Raw genomic sequence first — 17,601 nt, 5'->3', positions numbered from 1 at the left:
CACTTTTCCGGAGGCTAAAATTATGGCGGCAATTCGAGAACGTGGTTCTTATCAATAACAGGCCCAAGTCATTCGAAAGGGCTTCCCCTCCCAATACAAGACTTTCAACAATAAATCCGATGCGGAAAAATGGGCGCGACTGATCGAAAGCGAAATGGATCGGGGAGCTTTTTTTTCGAGAAAAGAAGCAGAGAACACGACACTTTCCGAAGCGCTGGATCGTTATCTGACAGAGATCACGGAAAAGAAAAAAGGCTCCTACCAGGAATCCCGGCAAATCGAAAACCTTAAAATCCACAGTCTTGGAAAACGATTTCTGGCGACAATCCAAGGAAGAGACATTGCAGAGTATCGTGACGAACGGCTCGCAACCGTCTCACCAGCGACTGTCAGAAGAGAACTTGTCATCCTTTCGCATCTCTTCACCGTTGCCAGCAAGGAATGGGGCATGTCAGGTCTTGGAAATCCCGTCCAGGCCATCCGGCTACCTTACGGTCGAGGAGTTTCCCGGGATCGCCGCCTGAACCCCGGGGAAGAAACGGCTCTTCTGGATGCTTGCGAGAAATATGGAGGAGACCTCCCTCATATTGTCCTTCCTGCCCTTGAAACCGCCATGAGGCGAGGGGAGATCGATGGAATGACCTGGGATGATGTAGACTTAAAAAAGAGGACAGTCACCCTTCCGGGAACGAAAACCGGAGAAGTACGGATCGTTTCCTTATCGTCAGAAGCTATTCGGATTCTATCGAGTATTCCTCGTCGAATAGATGGAAGAGTCTTCGGATATACGGATCCTCATTCCATTACCTGGGTCTTCATTCACGCTTGCAAGAAGGCTGGGATTAACGGTCTCACCTTTCATGATCTCCGGCACGAAGCCACGTCAAGGCTGTTCGAGTTGGGGCTGAGCGCGGAAAAGGTAAAAAAAATCACCGGTCACAAAACCTATCAGATGCTGTCCAGATACACTCATTTAAAGACAGAAGACATTGCTGAAGAAATTGACAAACTGAAAAAGGAAAGATCCGGGAAAACGGTCGAAGCCCAGACGAAGAGTTCGGGTCATTAAGTGATTCGTTACGATCCTCACGCTTTTTTCAGATCAACCGCCGGGAAATCCTGACGAGCCTTGTAGAAGAAACGATCGCCAATCCGGATAAATCGAGACCAATGGTAACAAATGCTCCTTTTTAAAATGCTATTCTGAAAGAAGAAAGATGTTGAGAGTCGTTACACGGGAAGACGATCACGAGTATATGATAACCGCGTATTTCGACAGGAGGAAACCATGCGGGTAAGAATAGATCCACAGGCAGACGCCATTTATCTGGATCTGACCGGTGAAAGCATTGAAAGTAGTGAGGAAGTGGCTGATGGCATTATTCTGGACTACGACAAGGAAGGTCACATGGTTGGCATCGAAATTTTAGATGCCTCAAAAAAAGCAGGAGGGTTGAACTCTCTTCTCCAAGTGAGCCTGGACGTGGCCCCTGTTTAATGACGATGCTACTGACACACGATGGATGTGGAAACAATCGTAACTTGGACGTTTGGCGGCTTTATGTGTGAGTACAACCATTTCTTGGCCTCACAGAAAAGCATAATTTGGCCCAAAAACCTGCTTTAACCTCTTCCCATCAGAGTCTTGGATGAGAAAAATCAAGCATAAAATGGCCGAGGCTCAAAAAGACAAGCATAAGTGTCCGAAGGATCTTCTGCTTATCGAGTATGAGTTTTGGGGTATCTGAATTCCGTGATTGATTTTCTATTTTCTCCCCATCCCTGTCTTTTAATGTAGATTCTACTTTCATGATTGACTTCTCAGAATCGGCTCTATAATCTTAATCCATACTTCCTGATTGAAATTCCTCCATCTCTGATGAGCCTATGCCCAAATCCGATTCTCTCGTTCCCATCGAAACCATCACCTCCCGGATCTTTCTCATTCGTGGTCAGAAGGTCATGATCGATTCAGACTTGGCCGGATTATACGGGGTCAAGACAGAACGCCTCTTCCAACAAGTCAATCGCAATTCTGCCCGTTTTCCAGAGAAATTCGCCTTTCGCCTCACCCACGAGGAGTTTTCAAACTTGACCTTGCAATTTGCAAGATCAAGATCCTGGGGTGGCCGCCGAACGCTCCCTTATGTTTTCACAGAACATGGGGCAGTTATGCTTTCGAGCGTTCTTCCTCTAGCCGGAAACGCCGGGTCCGGTGGAAACCGGGCCCTTGAAAGGCTTGAGCTGGCTGCGGTGAGAGTCGCACGGCCAGTTCTTAGAGGGCGGGGAACTGGCAACAGTTCCTTGCTACTCGACTCACCTGAAAGCCGAAGATCTAGCGGAGCTCCTGAAGTGAGCAAACTCGGGAAGCTTCTGGAATCGGTCCGGAACAACCCTCTCGATGTTCGCTTCGATGATGCTTGCATGGTAGCCATGTCCTTGGGATTCGAGAAAAAGGGAGGAAAGACACCAAGGATATCTTGAATCTCCAGAACCGGAGTGGCAGAATTCCAGCATATCAAGCAAGACAATTGATCAAGATGATTGAGAAATTTGGGAGTTCATCATGATAGACCACTATACCGTTGAAGTTTTCTGGAGCGATGAGGACAAGGGATTTATTGCCTTTGTTCACGAACTGGAAGGGTGCTCCGCATGGGGAGGAACCCGTGATGCGGCTCTAAGAGAGGTCGAAACGGCCATTGAACTTTGGATTGAAGCGGCAAAGGAAATAGGTCGTCCGATCCCCCTCCCCAACACTCCCGCCCTCTCTTTCCCCTAAGCTTCATCGATCTCCAGCACGAAGCCTCAAACAGGCTTTTTGAGAAGGGTTTTGATACGATGGAGGTCAGGACGATTACCGGACACAAGACGCTTCAGATGTTGGCGAGGTACACTCATTTGAGGGAGGAGGATTTGGTGGAGAGAGCTTGAAATAGCGCCTCCCTTCCCGTAGAATCATCCAAAAGGAGAACCCATGGCCTCATCCATCGAAGCAATCCAGAAAATTCTCCAGGAAACCGTCGCCCCTGGCATCAGCGATCTTCGGGAACGCTTGACGCGCGTCGAAGTCGAGATCAAGCGACTTGACGACAAGATCGACAACGGCCTTGCCCGTCTGGATAACAAGATCGATTCCGTTCGTGGCGAGATTAAAACGGAAATCCACCACTTGGACGACAAGCTCACAACAGCCCTTGAAATCCGGGAACGCTTGGCCGCTCTGGAGGCGAAGGTGGCCGCCCACTAAGGGCAAGTCCGATATTAACTTGAACAGTTATTTTCGATGGAATAATTCCATTCGCCGTGAAAGTCTGCTTTTTTGAGATTGACGGCAGCCAACTCCTCATCGCTGATACGAAGGCCCTTTTCGTAAAGATTGGTATCCAGTTCAGCCGTGACCGTCAATCCGTTTCGCGTGGTCGTGCTGCCAATGAGATTGACAATGACTTCATGGCTGGTCAAAGGCTTCCCCCGCCAGTTCATGCTGATATAGCTGAACATGCGATGTTCGATCTTGTTCCACTTGCTGGTACCGGGCGGGAAGTGGCATACCGAAAGACGCAATCCGGACTCGTTTGCAAATCTCTGCAGCGCGATCTTCCACAGTCGCACCCGGTAGCCGTTGCCGCCGCCACCATTACCAGATCCAAAGAACTCCAAGATCATCCGGTAAAGTAATCAAGCCAGCGTAAATGCTGGCTTTTTTCATGTCCTGAGTCCTGCAAGATCCGAGAAAATCCATGAGCATTCTTCTGGCTCTCTTCGGCAATAGTTCTGTCAGCCTATTCTAACAGTAATTCAAAATTTGAAATCTGATTTAATAATAATCACTTACGTTTACACGTAGAAATCACTGGACACATCGCATATTTTCCGGCATTCTTGGGACATGGACACTCTTCGGATTCCGAACCCCACTCCGAATGCCATTCCCAGCAAGGCCCAGCCTCTTGTCGACCGGATTTCCACCGCCTTCCGGGCTCTTCCGGACGGCCGGAAGCCCGGGAACAACACGAAGTACTCGATGCATGATGCCGCCTGCTCGGCATTCTCCGTATTCTTCACTCAGTCTCCCTCCTTTCTGTCCTTCCAGAGGAATCTTGCTCTGACGACCGGCCGGAACAATGTCCAGTCCCTCTTCGGCGTACACGATGTCCCAACGGATCCCCAAATCCGGAACATCCTCGATCCGGTCAAGGCGAAGGAGGTGGCTCCGCTGATTCAGGAAGTCGGATACGCTCTGTGGGCCGAGGGATGCCTGTCGGACTATCGGGTTTTGAACGGAACCGTCCTGATCGCTCTGGACGGAACCGACACTTTCTCCTCGGACAGCGGGATCCTCTGCCCATCCTGTCATGTTTCCAACCGTTCGGACGGGAGCGTCCTGCACCGTCACATTGCGATGACCCCGGCACTGGTGGCCCCCGGAGAGCCCAGGGTCGTGGCTCTCCCGCCGGAGTTCGTCGTCCGGGAGGACGGGCGGGAAAAACAGGACTGCGAGATCCGGGCGGCTTCCCGGTGGCTCGACACCTGGGGGATCCACTATGCTTCCTGGGGAGTCACTCTTCTGGGGGACGACCTCTATGCCCACCAGCCCTTCTGCCAGAAAGCGCGGGATGCCGGATTCCACTTTCTCTTCACCTGCAAACCCGCCTCCCACCCAACGATCACCGAGTGGGTCGTCGACTTCGCCCGTTCAGGCCCGATCGGAACCCACAGCGTCATCATCGCCAGGAGCCAGGGAAAGGCCAAGGGCAAGCGGATACCCAGGGTCGTCCGGGAGTGCTGGTCTTTTCGCTTTATGGCCGATCTCCCGCTCCGGGACACCGACGACGCTCTGTTGGCGAACTGGTTCGAACTCACCGTCACCGACGAGGAGACAGGCCAGATTCTCTATCACAATTCCTGGATCACCGATCATCCGGTCACCGAAGACACCCTCGTCGCTCTCGCCAAGGCCGGCCGGGCAAGGTGGAAGATCGAAAACGAGCACATCCAGACCGTGCGACGTGTAAAGCTGTCGCAGTGATTGTTCAATGCAGGCCAGTCTCTACCTGCATAGAGAACCCCGTCTTCCCTGACGGGTAGCCTACCGGAACCGGCGTGGCTGTCAACGGCCGGGTCGGAAGCTTCCGGAACAACGTACCCTCCCGAAAATGGGCTTTTCAGTCCGTGAGGATCGAACAGGACCTGCCAGCATCAGGCGGATCGGGGGCCAGGCTGAAGAAAAGGGCGAACCCAGGTGAACCCTCGTATTAAGGACCGTTATGTGCAATCGGCCATAGATGCTGTTACAGGCCGAATCCAAACGGAACGCAGCGGGTTACTCACTTCGTTTGTGGGAGTACAGGGACGAACGGCTCTCGCCTTCGAGTTCGATCCGGAACGCCTCGAACTCTCCCTTCGCCCCCCGGGCCCGCTCGACCCGCCCATTCTTCTGGCCCTTCTGGCCACTCTTGGAAGGCCGGACCCGGTTCGGCTGACGAGAGCAAGATAAGAGAAGCAGCCTCTTCTCCGACGCGGTACACTGGTATCGATTCCGTAAGAACCATTTGATCATTCACACCCAACAATCTGGAGGATACCATGAACAACGCTGTCTGCTGGTTCGAAATTTACGTTCAGGACATGAACCGGGCCAAGAAATTCTACGAATCCGTGTTCGAAACCCGTCTCTCGAAGCTGGAAAGTCCGGGTGGGAAGATGGACTACTGGACTTTCCCCATGGAAGAAAAGGGCTGTGGGTCTACCGGCGCTCTCGTCCGGATGGAAGGGGCTCCTTCTGGCGGAAACAGTACCTTGGTGTATTTTGATTGCGAGGATTGCGCCGTTCAGGCCAAGCGGGCTGCCGATCACGGGGGAAAAGTCGACAAGGAAAAGTTTTCCATCGGGCAATACGGATTCATCGCGCTGGTATTCGATACGGAAGGAAACATGATCGGACTTCATTCAATGAAATAACGAGGGAGCCCCGGACGAATACTCCCGCGCTTTCTTCGGCGCGTCGGTCAGAATCCGGACCCGGGGCGAACCGGTTTATACAGGCTGCGTTGAGAGGGGGAAGCACCATGAGCGTCACGATCATCCCGCACCTGTGGTTCGACCGGGAAGCCCGGGAAGCGGCCGGATTTTATTGTTCCGTCTTTCCGGATTCGAAGGTTACCGGAGTGACCAGACTTCATGACACGCCTTCGGGCGACTGCGACGTCGTCCGGTTCGAGCTTTCGGGCCAGAAATTCATGGCGATCAGCGCCGGTCCTTTGTTCAGATTCAGTCCTTCTGTCTCCTTCCTCCTCAATTTCGACCCATCGAAGGACAGGCTGGCCCGGGAGAATCTCGACACGCTATGGAAAAGTCTCTCACAGGACGGCAAGGTTCTAATGCCGCTCGACAAATATCCTTTCAGCGAGCGCTACGGCTGGATCCAGGACCGGTACGGGCTTTCGTGGCAACTGATCCTGACGAATCCAGAAGGCGAAGAACGGCCGTTCATCATTCCATCTCTGATGTTTTCCGGGGCCGTGTACGGGAAGGCACAAGAGGCCAGCGACTTCTATCTCTCGGTCTTCGGGCGTTCGAAACGGGGAAGGATGGTCCACTATCCTGCGGGCATGGACCCGCACCGGGAAGGGACGGTCATGTTCACTGACTTCAGGCTCGAAAACCAGTGGTTCGCCGCCATGGACAGCGCGAGAGAACATGATTCTTCATTTAACGAAGCGATCTCTTTTTCGGTGCAATGCAACACCCAAGAGGAAATAGACTACTGCTGGACGAAGCTTTCGGCGGTTCCTGACGCCGAACAGTGCGGCTGGCTCAAGGACAAGTACAATCTTTCGTGGCAGATCGTTCCGGCCGCGATGGATGAGATGATGGGCTCGAACGATCCCGACAAGGTCGCTCGCGTCATGCAGGCCTTCCTCAGGATGAAGAAACTCGACATCGCGACACTCAGGAAAGCATACATTGGTGGGGCCGATGGCAGTCTGTTCCAATTGGAGATGAGTCTCTGAAAAGAAGATCATCTGATGAGGCATCCGGATCAAAATTGTTCCTGGTTAAAAATCTGGATCTGAGTTTTGTGACTGCCTGATTTTCAGGCCCGTTCCATCAGCTTCTTTGTTGTGGAGCCGGCAGGGGGACGGACAGACCGGATGCTTCATTTCAAGACACTTCTATTTTGGATTCAGGACCTTCGGAAGTGTCAGGTCGGCTTCTGGGATCCGGAAAGATTTTCTCCGTCTCTTCGGTCTTTTGAAGTCTTGCGAAGGCGACTCCATCGGATCAGGTCATCGCATCACCGTCGATAGATTGGAACGGTTCTCGGACGTTTACTTTCTCAGGAAGACCTCCCATATTTCTGGGAGTGATCTTATTCCGGAACAAGACATCTTCTCAGACTAATTCTTCTGGATGTTTCTCGACCCATTCCTGGACAAATTTGACAAAGACATTCGCAGCCGGAGAGAGAGACTGGAATTTCTGGGCGGCAAGAGCGATATTTCGCAGAATGGAAGGTTCAAGAGGGATGACACTGATCCCCGTTCGGTTCTTTGGCAGAGCCAGTCCCGGCAAGATAGCGGACCCGGCCCCGGAGCGGACCATGTCCAAGACCGTTGATATGTTTCTCGCTTCAATCGTTTTCATTCCTTGGGAAATCCCAGCCTTTGAAAAGCCCGATGTTACGAGAGTACCGCATCTTCCCAGACACTGGATGACCGGTTCCGATGCAAATTGGTCGAAAGAAAGAGATTGTCGGCTCGCGAGAGGATGGTTCTCCGGAACGATTCCGAACATCCGGTCCGAAAAGAGAGGAATGATCTCCAGACTGTCGCATGGAGTCGTCAGAATCCCGAAATCGATTGTGTCGGAATCGACCCACTCCTGAACTTCCTGATCGGTTCCCTCGAATACAGAGATCTCGATCCCCGGGAACTTCTGTCTCATGACTCCGATGACGCCAGGAATGATCCGAACTGCAGCGCTTTGAAGAGTTCCGATTCTGACTTTTCCTGTCTTGAGGCTGGAAAAGGACCCCGCCTCCTCCCTGATGCGATCCACGCGAAGCAAGATTTCCCTTGCATGTTCCAGAATCCGCTCTCCGGCTTCTGTTGGAAAGATTCCCCGTCGATCCCTGTTGAACAGGACTATCCCTATTTCTCTTTCGAAAGATGCCAAGGCATGGGAAACCGCCGATTGAGAGATTCCGAGACGCTCGCCCGCCTCTGTGAAATTTCCCAAATCCTTCAACTCCAACAGAAGGCGCAACTGGATAATGGTCATATGAGAAAACCCTCATGAGTTCAATGAAAATCATTAATTTTACTAATACAGTTTTGCACTTTATCATTTAATGAATCAGGCAGCAAGAACAAGAAGACGATATTCATTGAGGGAGGATTCTGATGGGAAGTCGGGTGTTTTTGGGTGTTCTCATGTGTGTTCTGGCGGTCACCTCGTGGGGAGCAATGTTTCCGGTGATGGAACATGCTTTGAAATTTATGGACCCGTTCTATTTGACTGCGATCCGGTACGGGATCGCCTCCATTCTGTTCTTGGCAATCCTTTTCGTGTTCGAGGGGCGTCAGGCGTTCAGCCTGGAAGGGCGGGGGATCTCTCTGTGGGTCTATGGAACACTGGGTTTCGCAGGCTTCGGTTTCCTGGTCTTTTGGGGACAGCAGAAAATTTCTGGACATGATGGAGTCGTCGTTGCGGCTGTTATTGTGGCCACATTGCCGCTTCTGGCTGCTTTCGTGACATGGTTCGCCTCGGGAAAGAAGCCGGCGTCCTATACCATGTTGTCTCTCGTTCTTGCCTTGACCGGTGTTCTTCTTGTGGTCACAAAAGGTAACCTGAGCCTGCTCAAATCGATGGGATCCCGCATTGCCGAGGAAGCGATCATATTGGCCGGCGCTTTTTGCTGGGTCATCTATACTTGGGGTGGAAACCAGTTTTCCGGATGGTCGCCTCTCAGATATACTGCGCTCTCCTGCGTTTTTGGAAGTCTTTCCATCGACGGGATCGTGTGGGTCGGAACGATGGCTGGCTGGCTTCGTCTCCCGAACTGGGGACAGCTTCATGAGGTGACATGGGATCTTGGTTATATGATCTTGCTGGCTGGAATATTGGGAGTTTTTGCATGGAATGCGGGGAACCGCCTGTTGGGGACAGTGAACGGGGTCCTCTTTATCAACCTCACGCCGGTGACCGCGCTCGGCATTTCAGCCATGAAGGGTGAACCAGTGATCTCTGGAGAAGTTTGGGGCTCTCTTCTGGTGATTTTCGCCCTGATTTTTAACAATCTGTGTCAGCGCCCGGTGGTAAGGTCTTTTTTTCTCAGACGGGCGGAATCGGGTCTGAAAGGAAGAGAAAATGCGGGGTGTGATCAGTGAAAGCCCTGACCCCATAGGAAATCAGGAGATTATGATGTCGAGGTAGAAGTCACGATAGATTGATTCACAGGTAAAGAATCACAAGAGGAAAGTGTGGGTATAGCGGGTGACGACATCCACAAGACCCTTTCCGGAATCGGCCGACAGGGCTAAGCTTTCGGCCGTCTTTTGAATCAGAACTAGCGCCTTTTCCAGTTCACGGGCATTGTCTTCGAATCTCGTCTGATTCAGGGTGTATCCCCGTAGAAGATGTTGTCTGAGAATTCCGCTGGCCCACTGGCGAAACTGCACCCCTTCACGGGACTTGACCCGATAGCCAACAGAGATAATGCCATCAAGGTTGTAGAACCTGACTGGCTTATCCGAACCAGCAATGTGCAAAATTTGCACATTGCATTTTTCATCCAGTTCCCGTTCATTGAAAAGATTGCGCAGGTGCTTTGTAATCACCGATTGTTCACGGCCAAATAACTCTGAGATCTGGTCCTGAGTCAGCCATACAGTATCATTTGAGACCGTGACCTCGATGGAGCCCCGATCCGTCCGGTAAATGACGACATCCTTCATTCCGTAACCTCTCCAAGCAACTCGGCAATTTTTTTCTCGACCTGCTTGAGTTCCGTATCGATCTCTTCCAGTTTGCGGGGCGTAACGTATTTGTAGAAGAAGCGGTTGAAGTTGATCTCGTAGTCGACCCGGCCGATCTCCTTGTCCTTATGTTCAAGATAATCTCGAACCTTCGTCCGCATCGGCTCAAGAACACATTCGAGCCGTCTCGGGAGGGCAAACGGGAGGATGATCTTTTCGAAGTCGGTGTGCTTGAAGTCACCCCGGAGATCTTCGGCGTTTTTCCAGATGAAGTCCGCAAGTGTTGTCGCCCGTCCATTCCCGTTTTCCGCCATGTCACCTCCAAGCATATTTTTTACACGACCCAGAATATCAGATGAAGGGGTATGTCAACCATATCTTGATCTTGCATAAAACGATTGTTTACAAACTTGCAGATTGGAGGGTTTCAACCACAAATTGCACATAGCCAGAGGAGGATCATGAGTAATCAGGTAGTTTTTTGAGCAGAGTTCTCGGTTTTTTTCGTGAGGGGTCGTTCTAAATTTGTGCTAGTTTGCCGACAGGAACCGGGATCCATATGGAAAGTATCGGTATAGTGCAAGATTGGAAAATGGCTCAAAATAAAGAAATCGTGGAAAATCGGGATAGGTTTGTTGTGTGGGTTGTGCCCTTTTAAGGCGAGTGTGCTGGGATCGAAACCCAGGCGGCTCACCACACAACCCTCAATTATGAGTCTCTCTTCCCTATTCCACTCAAAAAAGACGGCAAAATCACAACAACCTGGATCCTCTTCCCTTTTCATAACATCCCAATTCCTCACAACAGAAAACAGATCCCGTCGTTCTCCTCTCTCAATTTGATCTGTACCTATTCGTTTTCCAGTATGGGCAACAAAAGACACGCAACCCAATCCCGCCATCCCCTATGTGTGATAACGAACAGAAAGCCCCGGAAAAAGACTGTAATCTCGATCCGAGCTTACCATTTGGCTCAAACTAGGCCCATCACATCCCATAAAGGAGTTTCCCATGATGACTGAAACATTAAAAGACAAATCAAAAATGAAACCGCAAGAACACCACAAGGAAGCGGCTCAACATCATGAAGAAGCGGCAAAGCATCACAAGGAAGCCAGCAAGATGTATGAAGCAGGTGACCACAAGACTGCTGCACACCATGCTCACTCTGCGACAGGGCATGCCAGTTCTGCCGAAGAGCATCAAAATGAAGCCAGCAGAAAACACGCGTCCCTGTTTGGTGACAAAAAGTAACAGACTCCATACCGCAGGACCATGGTCCAAACCATTGGATCACACCGATGGTTTGGACCCATTGGACAATAGCATCAGGTTCAAACAAGTTTGACTTTTTTCCACTGGCGACAGGGAATTCAATCCGATCCTGAGCGTCCAACAGAGAGAGAATATCTGACCGCATTTTCAATATGGGCGACAGATAGCATTCCCCCCTTATCAGACATCAAAAAAACAGTGTTTTTTCTATTGCCTATTCGGGATTGACGCGACAATCGGTAGGGAGTCGATGGATAAAGTCCCTTCCAGACAACCTTGTCATTGGCGACCCATCCATTATAGGAAAAAGAAAAGATCTTCCGGGAAATCGGTCCATGCAATCGAACATATCCGGTCGATTTTGATAACCACGGTCCCAAGGGAGGCTTTTTCAATAGCTTTATGGTTGCCTTTCTTTGATCCGGTGCAAGATATACATAGAGGCAGCCCATCCTGTGACGAAATCCGATCACACCGGATGAAATCTCCGGATAAAGCTGGTCAGCATGGTCAAAGCGAACGGTCGTATCCTTTCCATAATCCTCGATGACCCAACCATTCCCTTCTCCAGCACCCTCCTTTTGAATATGTGCACTGATATATCCCTGTTCCACCTTTACAAAACCAGAGGCAAACATCGGAGCAATATTCTGGGTAGACACCCAGGACAACACTTGCTTCAAGGCATTCAGGGAAGACTCCCTCTCCCCTGCATAAAAGTGAAAATAGACGTCGATCGGATCCACTCTCCTTGGTCGATCGGTCCGCTCAAAGGTCTTGATAACATTCAGATAACCGAAATATGGACCTTTCCAGTCATTTGTCAAAATATAGTCATTCACATCACTATTGTAATATTGGGTATATCCATCAACTCTTCTAAAGTAAGGAAAAACAAAAGTATAGGATGGAGCATTATTATCAAATCGGGTATCCGATCCGTTGATATTCAAAACGGAAGTTGTTGCAAGCTGAGCAAGAGCTGCCCGCCCTGGTCTTGTGTCCCCACTCCATTGCAATAGCATGACTTTCTTGCCCGGAGGCAAAAGATTTTGATTGATCCAGTCGATTGACCCGTTTATCTCCATCCTGAAATTCAATTTGTAATGAGGAATCTCAATATGGACCGGTCCCTCATCTTTTTGCTTTTCTGTCGGCTCCCAATAGAAAGGATGTGAAAATGTATGGGAAGCGGCCTCTACATTGGGTAATGCAAAAATTTTTCGTGCCCAGAAAACTCGGTTCATTGATCCCTGGTAGTGCGGGTCAATCTGACTTGTGATAACAGATACGCTAAAGGGAAGATCAAACTTCTGGAACACTTTCTGATAAAGAACTTCAGCAGACATCCTCCGGCGTTCATAGAGGGAGAGGGTATCAAAAGCATCTCCATCAACCTGACTATAAAAGATACGCATCCCGTTAAGGGTCGTCAGGTCCATTCGGGGAGTCTTTCTGACAGCCAGCACTGTTTCAAGAAAACGAAAAGGATCTACGAACCATAGAGTATGGGTGTTATCAAGGATGGGCCACCGAATCATGAACGGATCAAAGACCATCCCACCCCAGCTTCCCGAAATAGCGTAAACACTTTGAAGGCCTTGGTTTCTGGGAAGAGTACTTTTTACGCTTAAAAATACCTGATTTTTGGATGATATGTTGACTAAAGGCCTAAACTCGGAGGGAAACTTCGGAAGAGGGTATTCGAATCCTTCCATTTTTGAATCTTTCGCAACATAATCGAGCCCGAAAGAGTTTGTATCCCAATCTCCAGCTATTTTAAGCCCCATCCGCGAAAGAGCCTTCTCCCTCGATTGCCTGACATCACTTCTGTTCACTTGATCCGGGGGATCTTCAGGAAAGGATTCCAGAAAGATCACTTTGATCTGTCTCTCCAAAAGAGCGTTTATGAAAGTCCATAAAGCCAGTGGATGAGGAACGGGATTGTCATCAAACTGAAAGAAAACAGCCCTGGTCCTATCAAGCTCCTTGAGATGCGGGAACCCATCACGCATATTGCGGTATCGTGCTTTCAACCCAAGGTCATTCAAGGGAAAATCCCAATATTTCCGAAAATTGTTTTCATCCTTTGTTTCACGATATCGACCGTAATAGATCACAAGAACGGACCGCTCAAAAGACGTTTTTGGAGCAGGGTGTGATTCGGTCTTGTTCCCAGGCAATCCGTTTTCAAGAGAATCTCCCGATACGTTCGGCCTTAAGGCAGGACAGAACATCAATGTCAGAATCAATACCCAAAAAGGCAATTTTCTCATATCAGCAAAGCCCTATCAGGTTGTCAGGCAATAGGTTGGCGCGTTTCATTCACCCAACCTTCGGTGGAATAGCAGATAACGATGGAGCGAGTAAGGGTGAAGTCCCTTCCGATGACGATTCCTCGACAGGCAAATAATCCGGTGGCTGCATAAAAACCGTAAATTCAAAGTCATTGACTCCCTGATCGAGGAGAAGATATCCATATACGGCAGAAAAAAGACATGCGCTGAGATAGCCGAATCCTTCGAAGCGAGGGCTGAGAAAGATAGCCAAACTGGTCAGGGATCCATTTAAAAGAAAAAGAACCCAGGCCAGACGAGCCACTTTTTTTTGCTGATTGAAATAGAGAAGCAAGGTAAATTCCATCGTCAGAACCACCTGGCACAATCCGCCAAGAGCTCCCATCCGAAATACTGGAAGAGCCATGAGATCCGCATGAAAAAAACGAAGTATTCCCTGGGCGTTTAAAACAACCATAAAAGTGACCGCTCCCTGGATCTTCAGAATATATCCAAGCCCTCTCCTGATGAAGCGAACCATTTGTTCCTTGGCTTCCAGAATTTCAAAGAATGGACGCTTCCCTTCCAGAAGAACAAAAACCATTCGATATCGTTCATAAAATCCCGTTTCAAAATAAAAGACAAACATGGCCAACGTCGGAATAACCGTCAGAAGCGCAAAAAACATTCCGATATCATATATGTGGTTTATATGAATGAACCCGACTACTTTTTCCGAGCCCGGAGCATACCAGTAAAGAATTTTATCGATCCAGATCCCTAACGTCATCACAAATCCAAGCACAGCAAGATTCCATCTTTTTTTCAAGAAACGCAGGAAACTCCTGTTCCAGAAAATCGGTCCCGGAAACTCGACAAAGATCCTGACCGCCAATAGTGTTACGATCACCCCCTGGCCCATAAGATAGCCAAGAAGGGCGCCGGCAACCCCTCCATAACGTGCACCCAAAAGAGTCCCCAAAACGCTGGCCAGGGAGCCTGAAAAAAAAGCCATCCCCACCGCACCATAATCGTGAAGCGTGGAAACCAGTGATGTCGTTACCCAGAGAAGCATGAGAACAATCAGAAGATTGAAAAAGGAAAGTCTGACCAAAGGCGATAGGTCCAGACAAAAAATCAGAAGCCCTGACAAGGGAATTCCAAACAGAAGTGTTATTCCGGTGACGGTGATATAAATCGAACGGTTATCTGAAAATTTCATCTCAAAAAATCGGTCTGCGATGAAACGTGTCGATGGAAGCTGGATCAATGCAACCAAAATCAAGGTTGCCGCAAACGAAAAGGTCACAAGCGATCTGAAGAGAAGATAATCCTGGACGTGGGTAAAGTAGCCCATGCTTGAATAGCTGACAATCAAAAGTCCTGCTGTTGTCAGGATCCATGGTCCAGCAGCCACAATCGCCGACAGGATAAATCCTGACACAATGGAAGAAAGATCTTCCCGGTTAGAGAGTTTTCGAAGGGCGAATCCGATACCCGCCATCAGCCGATCCCCTCTTGATAAAGAGTCCGATAGGCTTCGAAAAGCAGATCTTCCCGGTAAAAACGTTCCATCCTCAAGCGGGCGGCGTAACCCATTCTCTTTCTAAGGCCATCATCTTTCAAAATCTTGAGCATCGCCAAAGCCGTTTCTTCAGGATTGCCGACCGACGTCACGATCCCGCCAGGACCAAGCGCGACATCTTCCCGAGTTCGACCATTGATCAATTCATTACAAGCTCCGACTCGGGTTGTTACAGAAGGCACTCCAAAAATGGCACCTTCCATCACCACAAGAGGCTGTGCCTCTGAAAGAGATGTCAGGACCAGAAGATCCATCTTCGGAAGATAGTCCTCAACCCGGACCGATCCTGTGAACTGAATCGCATCCCCCATTTTGAGGATTTCAACGAGATTCTGGCATTCCTTCACATATTCCGGATCCTGGTTCATGGGCCCCATAATCAGAAACTGAACTTCGGGCAACTGGTCCCTGACAATCCGGCAAGCCTGAATAAACGTTTTAATATCCTTTATGGGCACCACACGACCAATCATAGCAACAGACAATTTTTCACTCTGGGCTTTTTGAACTTCTCGAATTTTTGTTTCTGAAAACACCCTGATCCCGTTGGGAATGACCTTCGTTTTCTCGGCAGGAGCTCCATCACGTATTTGTATGCGGCGATTTCCCTCAAAAAGGGTAATGATATGGTCAGAATAGTGATAGACAATGCGTCCAAGCTGTTCAAAAATACGCATCCAGAATCCCTTGACTGATGTGTTGATTGGACGAATTGTCATATCGTCGCGCGCGTTTCCGCTTCCAATCCACTGAGCCAGGGCAATTTCTATCTTTCTCTCCCGTGTATACAGACCATGTTCAGTCAATATCAGTGGTCTTTCGTAAGCCAGTTTGCCCATAACGCCCAAAATTCCGGCGTAACCCGAAGCAAGCGAATGATACAGGCGGGCTTTTGGAACCGGACTTGCCAAAAGGGAAAAAAGAGGGAGATGAGTTGTTCTCCACATCCAGAAAAAATCGATGAAGGACTCTTGAGAAAATTGTTCTTTATAAAATTTCTGGATCAAATTCCACGCCTCTCTCCCTGAAGACAGCGTCGTAAAAAGCTTTGAAGACAACCCCATTCGGTAAAAAATTCCAAAGAGTCTCTCAAACGCTTCTGGCGAACCGGAAAGAAGATCCCGATGAAAGCTTTCGATGACTCCAAGAAGTTCATGCTCCTCATTATCATCGAGTGGCTCCTGGGGTTCTTCATTCTCTGATGACCACTGCCCCAAAGAGAGGTTGCTCACGCCAATGACATTATTCGGGCGAGGAAACAACCACGGTCCAGGTTCTTTTTCCGCGATCAAGCAATGGAGGTGAAAGGTAAACTCGGGAAGATTCGTTATAAGCTGATGGGTCCAGGAGGAAACTCCTCCCGTAACATAAGGATAAGTCCCCTCGAGAATCAAACAGATATCGGCAATTTGTGGAGTTTTCGAGTCGTTACTATCCATTGTGCACACCAGAATCTGGCGGATCGGACATCCAGAGATCGAGATAAGGCGGGATCGGAATCTTCTCAAAAAGGCTCAGAGAATCTCGAATATCTTGCTGGAGCTCAAAATACTCTCCATCCTGATATCGCCTCATCCATTTCAGGAACTTGATTTCCTTTCTCCCTCCCAATGTCACGATCCTATCCATAACCAATGTTTCAACCTCCTCATTCCCCTTCGAAATCGCCTGGGATCCAATCGAAACCAGCTCTTCCAAAGAAAAGAACTCATTGCCCCTGAGCGCGATCAGATAGGCGGAAAGCCCCGTCATGATCAGGACCTCCGAAAGTTTCTGTCCCACAAGGTTTGAGATGGCGTAATCAAAATAGGCCTTTCCGATCTCAGAATAGGATTTATGCTCTTCATCCATCTGTTCGAGGGTCCGGATTCGCTCCTGATAGCCTTTTTCAAGTCTGGTCAAAACGGTCGAGGCAAAAAGCCGTACCTCTTCATCAGGATCATTCCATGCCCCCTTCAGGGCTCGGATGGCTCTTGGCGAACCTCCCTCCGAAGACAACCGATCAATGAGTGCCTGTTTCAGGGGAACGTCTCCCCATTTTAAAATATCCCCTGCCGACACAATCTTTCGATCCGCTTCAAGAATTTCCTCAAGCGATACGTAAGTGAGCCGGGTCATCTTGCCGGCGGGGTGGAAAATCGCATTCAAGGTGGGATCGTCTGCCAGATAATTTTGTTGTCGGGAGAGATGAAAAATCAGATAACCCGCACAGCCCAGGACTGGACCTACAATCGGCAAAAGAAATGGGATCGGGAGATAAATCCAGCGAGCCGGAGTATCGATTAAAAAAAATCCGGCAGACCAGAGAAGACAATCCGTAAAAACCCATTCAAACAATTTTTGTCCTGAAAGATGACCCGCCACCAGAAACAAGATAAAAAAAGCAAGGATGGCAGAGAAAAACATGAACAAATAGAGCAACAGTCGACGATATCCTGGTCGGTGAAAAAAATCTCCAGGAAAAAGGCCCTTCTTCCGGGAAA

The 17,601-nt window shown here is 49.4% G+C and carries 17 protein-coding genes and 3 pseudogenes; 12 read left to right on the top strand and 8 right to left on the bottom strand.

Annotated features, from left to right (window positions below; translation table 11 throughout):
* Nucleotides 1-154 precede the first annotated feature (154 nt).
* The 6 genes and pseudogenes from LFE_RS04090 to LFE_RS04070 all read left to right on the top strand — a co-directional run bounded on the left by LFE_RS04090 (nucleotide 155) and on the right by LFE_RS04070 (nucleotide 3,250).
* A complete protein-coding gene (locus LFE_RS04090; RefSeq protein WP_014449004.1) occupies nucleotides 155-1,069 on the top strand; it encodes a site-specific integrase in 915 nt (304 codons plus the stop codon).
* A 219-nt stretch (nucleotides 1,070-1,288) separates the two neighbouring features.
* Nucleotides 1,289-1,498, top strand: coding sequence for a DUF2283 domain-containing protein (locus LFE_RS04085; protein ID WP_014449003.1), 210 nt, complete (start codon nucleotides 1,289-1,291; stop codon nucleotides 1,496-1,498).
* 389 nt (nucleotides 1,499-1,887) lie between these two features.
* A complete protein-coding gene (locus LFE_RS14255; protein WP_014449002.1) occupies nucleotides 1,888-2,484 on the top strand; it encodes an ORF6N domain-containing protein in 597 nt (198 codons plus the stop codon).
* An 82-nt stretch (nucleotides 2,485-2,566) separates the two neighbouring features.
* Nucleotides 2,567-2,782, top strand: coding sequence for a type II toxin-antitoxin system HicB family antitoxin (locus LFE_RS04075; RefSeq protein ID WP_014449001.1), 216 nt, complete (start codon nucleotides 2,567-2,569; stop codon nucleotides 2,780-2,782).
* Nucleotides 2,779-2,934 (top strand): annotated as a pseudogene (locus LFE_RS14505) (tyrosine-type recombinase/integrase); the annotation flags it as partial. The gene LFE_RS04075 and the pseudogene LFE_RS14505, both read left to right, overlap by 4 nt.
* A 43-nt stretch (nucleotides 2,935-2,977) precedes the next feature.
* Entirely contained in the window at nucleotides 2,978-3,250 is a 273-nt protein-coding gene (locus LFE_RS04070; protein ID WP_014449000.1) for a hypothetical protein, read from the top strand.
* Between the two features lie 14 nt (nucleotides 3,251-3,264).
* Here LFE_RS04070 and LFE_RS13575 read toward each other — a convergent pair.
* Nucleotides 3,265-3,648 (bottom strand): annotated as a pseudogene (locus tag LFE_RS13575) (ISAzo13-like element transposase-related protein); the annotation flags it as partial.
* A gap of 244 nt (nucleotides 3,649-3,892) precedes the next feature.
* Here LFE_RS13575 and LFE_RS04060 point away from each other — a divergent pair.
* The 4 genes from LFE_RS04060 to LFE_RS04045 all read left to right on the top strand — a co-directional run bounded on the left by LFE_RS04060 (nucleotide 3,893) and on the right by LFE_RS04045 (nucleotide 7,016).
* Nucleotides 3,893-5,032, top strand: coding sequence for a hypothetical protein (locus LFE_RS04060; RefSeq protein WP_014448998.1), 1,140 nt, complete (start codon nucleotides 3,893-3,895; stop codon nucleotides 5,030-5,032).
* A gap of 213 nt (nucleotides 5,033-5,245) precedes the next feature.
* Complete coding sequence (locus LFE_RS04055) at nucleotides 5,246-5,500, top strand: hypothetical protein (protein WP_014448997.1); 255 nt, start codon at nucleotides 5,246-5,248, stop codon at nucleotides 5,498-5,500.
* 89 nt (nucleotides 5,501-5,589) lie between these two features.
* Nucleotides 5,590-5,964: a VOC family protein gene (locus LFE_RS04050; protein WP_014448996.1), complete on the top strand. Its 375-nt coding sequence runs from the start codon at nucleotides 5,590-5,592 to the stop codon at nucleotides 5,962-5,964.
* A gap of 107 nt (nucleotides 5,965-6,071) precedes the next feature.
* Complete coding sequence (locus tag LFE_RS04045) at nucleotides 6,072-7,016, top strand: VOC family protein (RefSeq protein WP_014448995.1); 945 nt, start codon at nucleotides 6,072-6,074, stop codon at nucleotides 7,014-7,016.
* Nucleotides 7,017-7,398: 382 nt separating this feature from the next.
* Here the strand turns inward: LFE_RS04045 and LFE_RS04035 are convergent, their stop codons facing one another.
* A complete protein-coding gene (locus tag LFE_RS04035) occupies nucleotides 7,399-8,286 on the bottom strand; it encodes a LysR family transcriptional regulator (RefSeq protein WP_014448994.1) in 888 nt (295 codons plus the stop codon).
* 122 nt (nucleotides 8,287-8,408) lie between these two features.
* Between LFE_RS04035 and LFE_RS04030 the strand changes: the two genes are divergently transcribed.
* The gene (locus LFE_RS04030; protein ID WP_014448993.1) at nucleotides 8,409-9,395 is read left to right on the top strand and encodes a DMT family transporter; all 987 of its coding nucleotides are present in this window, start codon (nucleotides 8,409-8,411) and stop codon (nucleotides 9,393-9,395) included.
* A 78-nt stretch (nucleotides 9,396-9,473) separates the two neighbouring features.
* Here LFE_RS04030 and LFE_RS04025 read toward each other — a convergent pair whose 3' ends face one another.
* The gene (locus tag LFE_RS04025; protein ID WP_014448992.1) at nucleotides 9,474-9,962 is read right to left on the bottom strand and encodes a virulence RhuM family protein; all 489 of its coding nucleotides are present in this window, start codon (nucleotides 9,960-9,962) and stop codon (nucleotides 9,474-9,476) included.
* A gap of 140 nt (nucleotides 9,963-10,102) precedes the next feature.
* Nucleotides 10,103-10,297: pseudogene (locus tag LFE_RS14655) on the bottom strand (type I restriction-modification system subunit M N-terminal domain-containing protein); the annotation flags it as partial.
* 696 nt (nucleotides 10,298-10,993) lie between these two features.
* On the opposite strand from LFE_RS14655, the gene LFE_RS04010 reads away from it, so the two are divergent.
* A complete protein-coding gene (locus tag LFE_RS04010; RefSeq protein WP_014448990.1) occupies nucleotides 10,994-11,236 on the top strand; it encodes a hypothetical protein in 243 nt (80 codons plus the stop codon).
* Nucleotides 11,237-11,355: 119 nt separating this feature from the next.
* Here LFE_RS04010 and LFE_RS04005 read toward each other — a convergent pair whose 3' ends face one another.
* From LFE_RS04005 to LFE_RS03990, 4 genes are read right to left on the bottom strand one after another with little or no spacing between them, the layout of a single operon-like run.
* Nucleotides 11,356-13,533 carry a polysaccharide deacetylase family protein gene (locus LFE_RS04005; protein WP_041774007.1) on the bottom strand — a complete coding sequence of 726 codons (2,178 nt, stop codon included), beginning with the start codon at nucleotides 13,531-13,533 and terminating at the stop codon, nucleotides 11,356-11,358.
* Nucleotides 13,534-13,582: 49 nt separating this feature from the next.
* The gene (gene pelG / locus LFE_RS04000; RefSeq protein ID WP_014448988.1) at nucleotides 13,583-15,037 is read right to left on the bottom strand and encodes an exopolysaccharide Pel transporter PelG; all 1,455 of its coding nucleotides are present in this window, start codon (nucleotides 15,035-15,037) and stop codon (nucleotides 13,583-13,585) included.
* A complete protein-coding gene (pelF, locus tag LFE_RS03995) occupies nucleotides 15,037-16,557 on the bottom strand; it encodes a GT4 family glycosyltransferase PelF (RefSeq protein WP_014448987.1) in 1,521 nt (506 codons plus the stop codon). Before pelF ends, pelG begins: the two co-directional genes overlap by 1 nt.
* Nucleotides 16,550-17,539, bottom strand: a complete 990-nt coding sequence (locus tag LFE_RS03990; protein ID WP_014448986.1) for a hypothetical protein — start codon at nucleotides 17,537-17,539, stop codon at nucleotides 16,550-16,552. Before LFE_RS03990 ends, pelF begins: the two co-directional genes overlap by 8 nt.
* Between the last annotated feature and the right edge of the window lie 62 nt (nucleotides 17,540-17,601).

Source organism: Leptospirillum ferrooxidans C2-3, from assembly GCF_000284315.1.
Classification (GTDB): Bacteria; Nitrospirota; Leptospirillia; order Leptospirillales; family Leptospirillaceae; genus Leptospirillum; species Leptospirillum ferrooxidans.
This window is presented reverse-complemented; position numbering and strand designations above follow the sequence as displayed.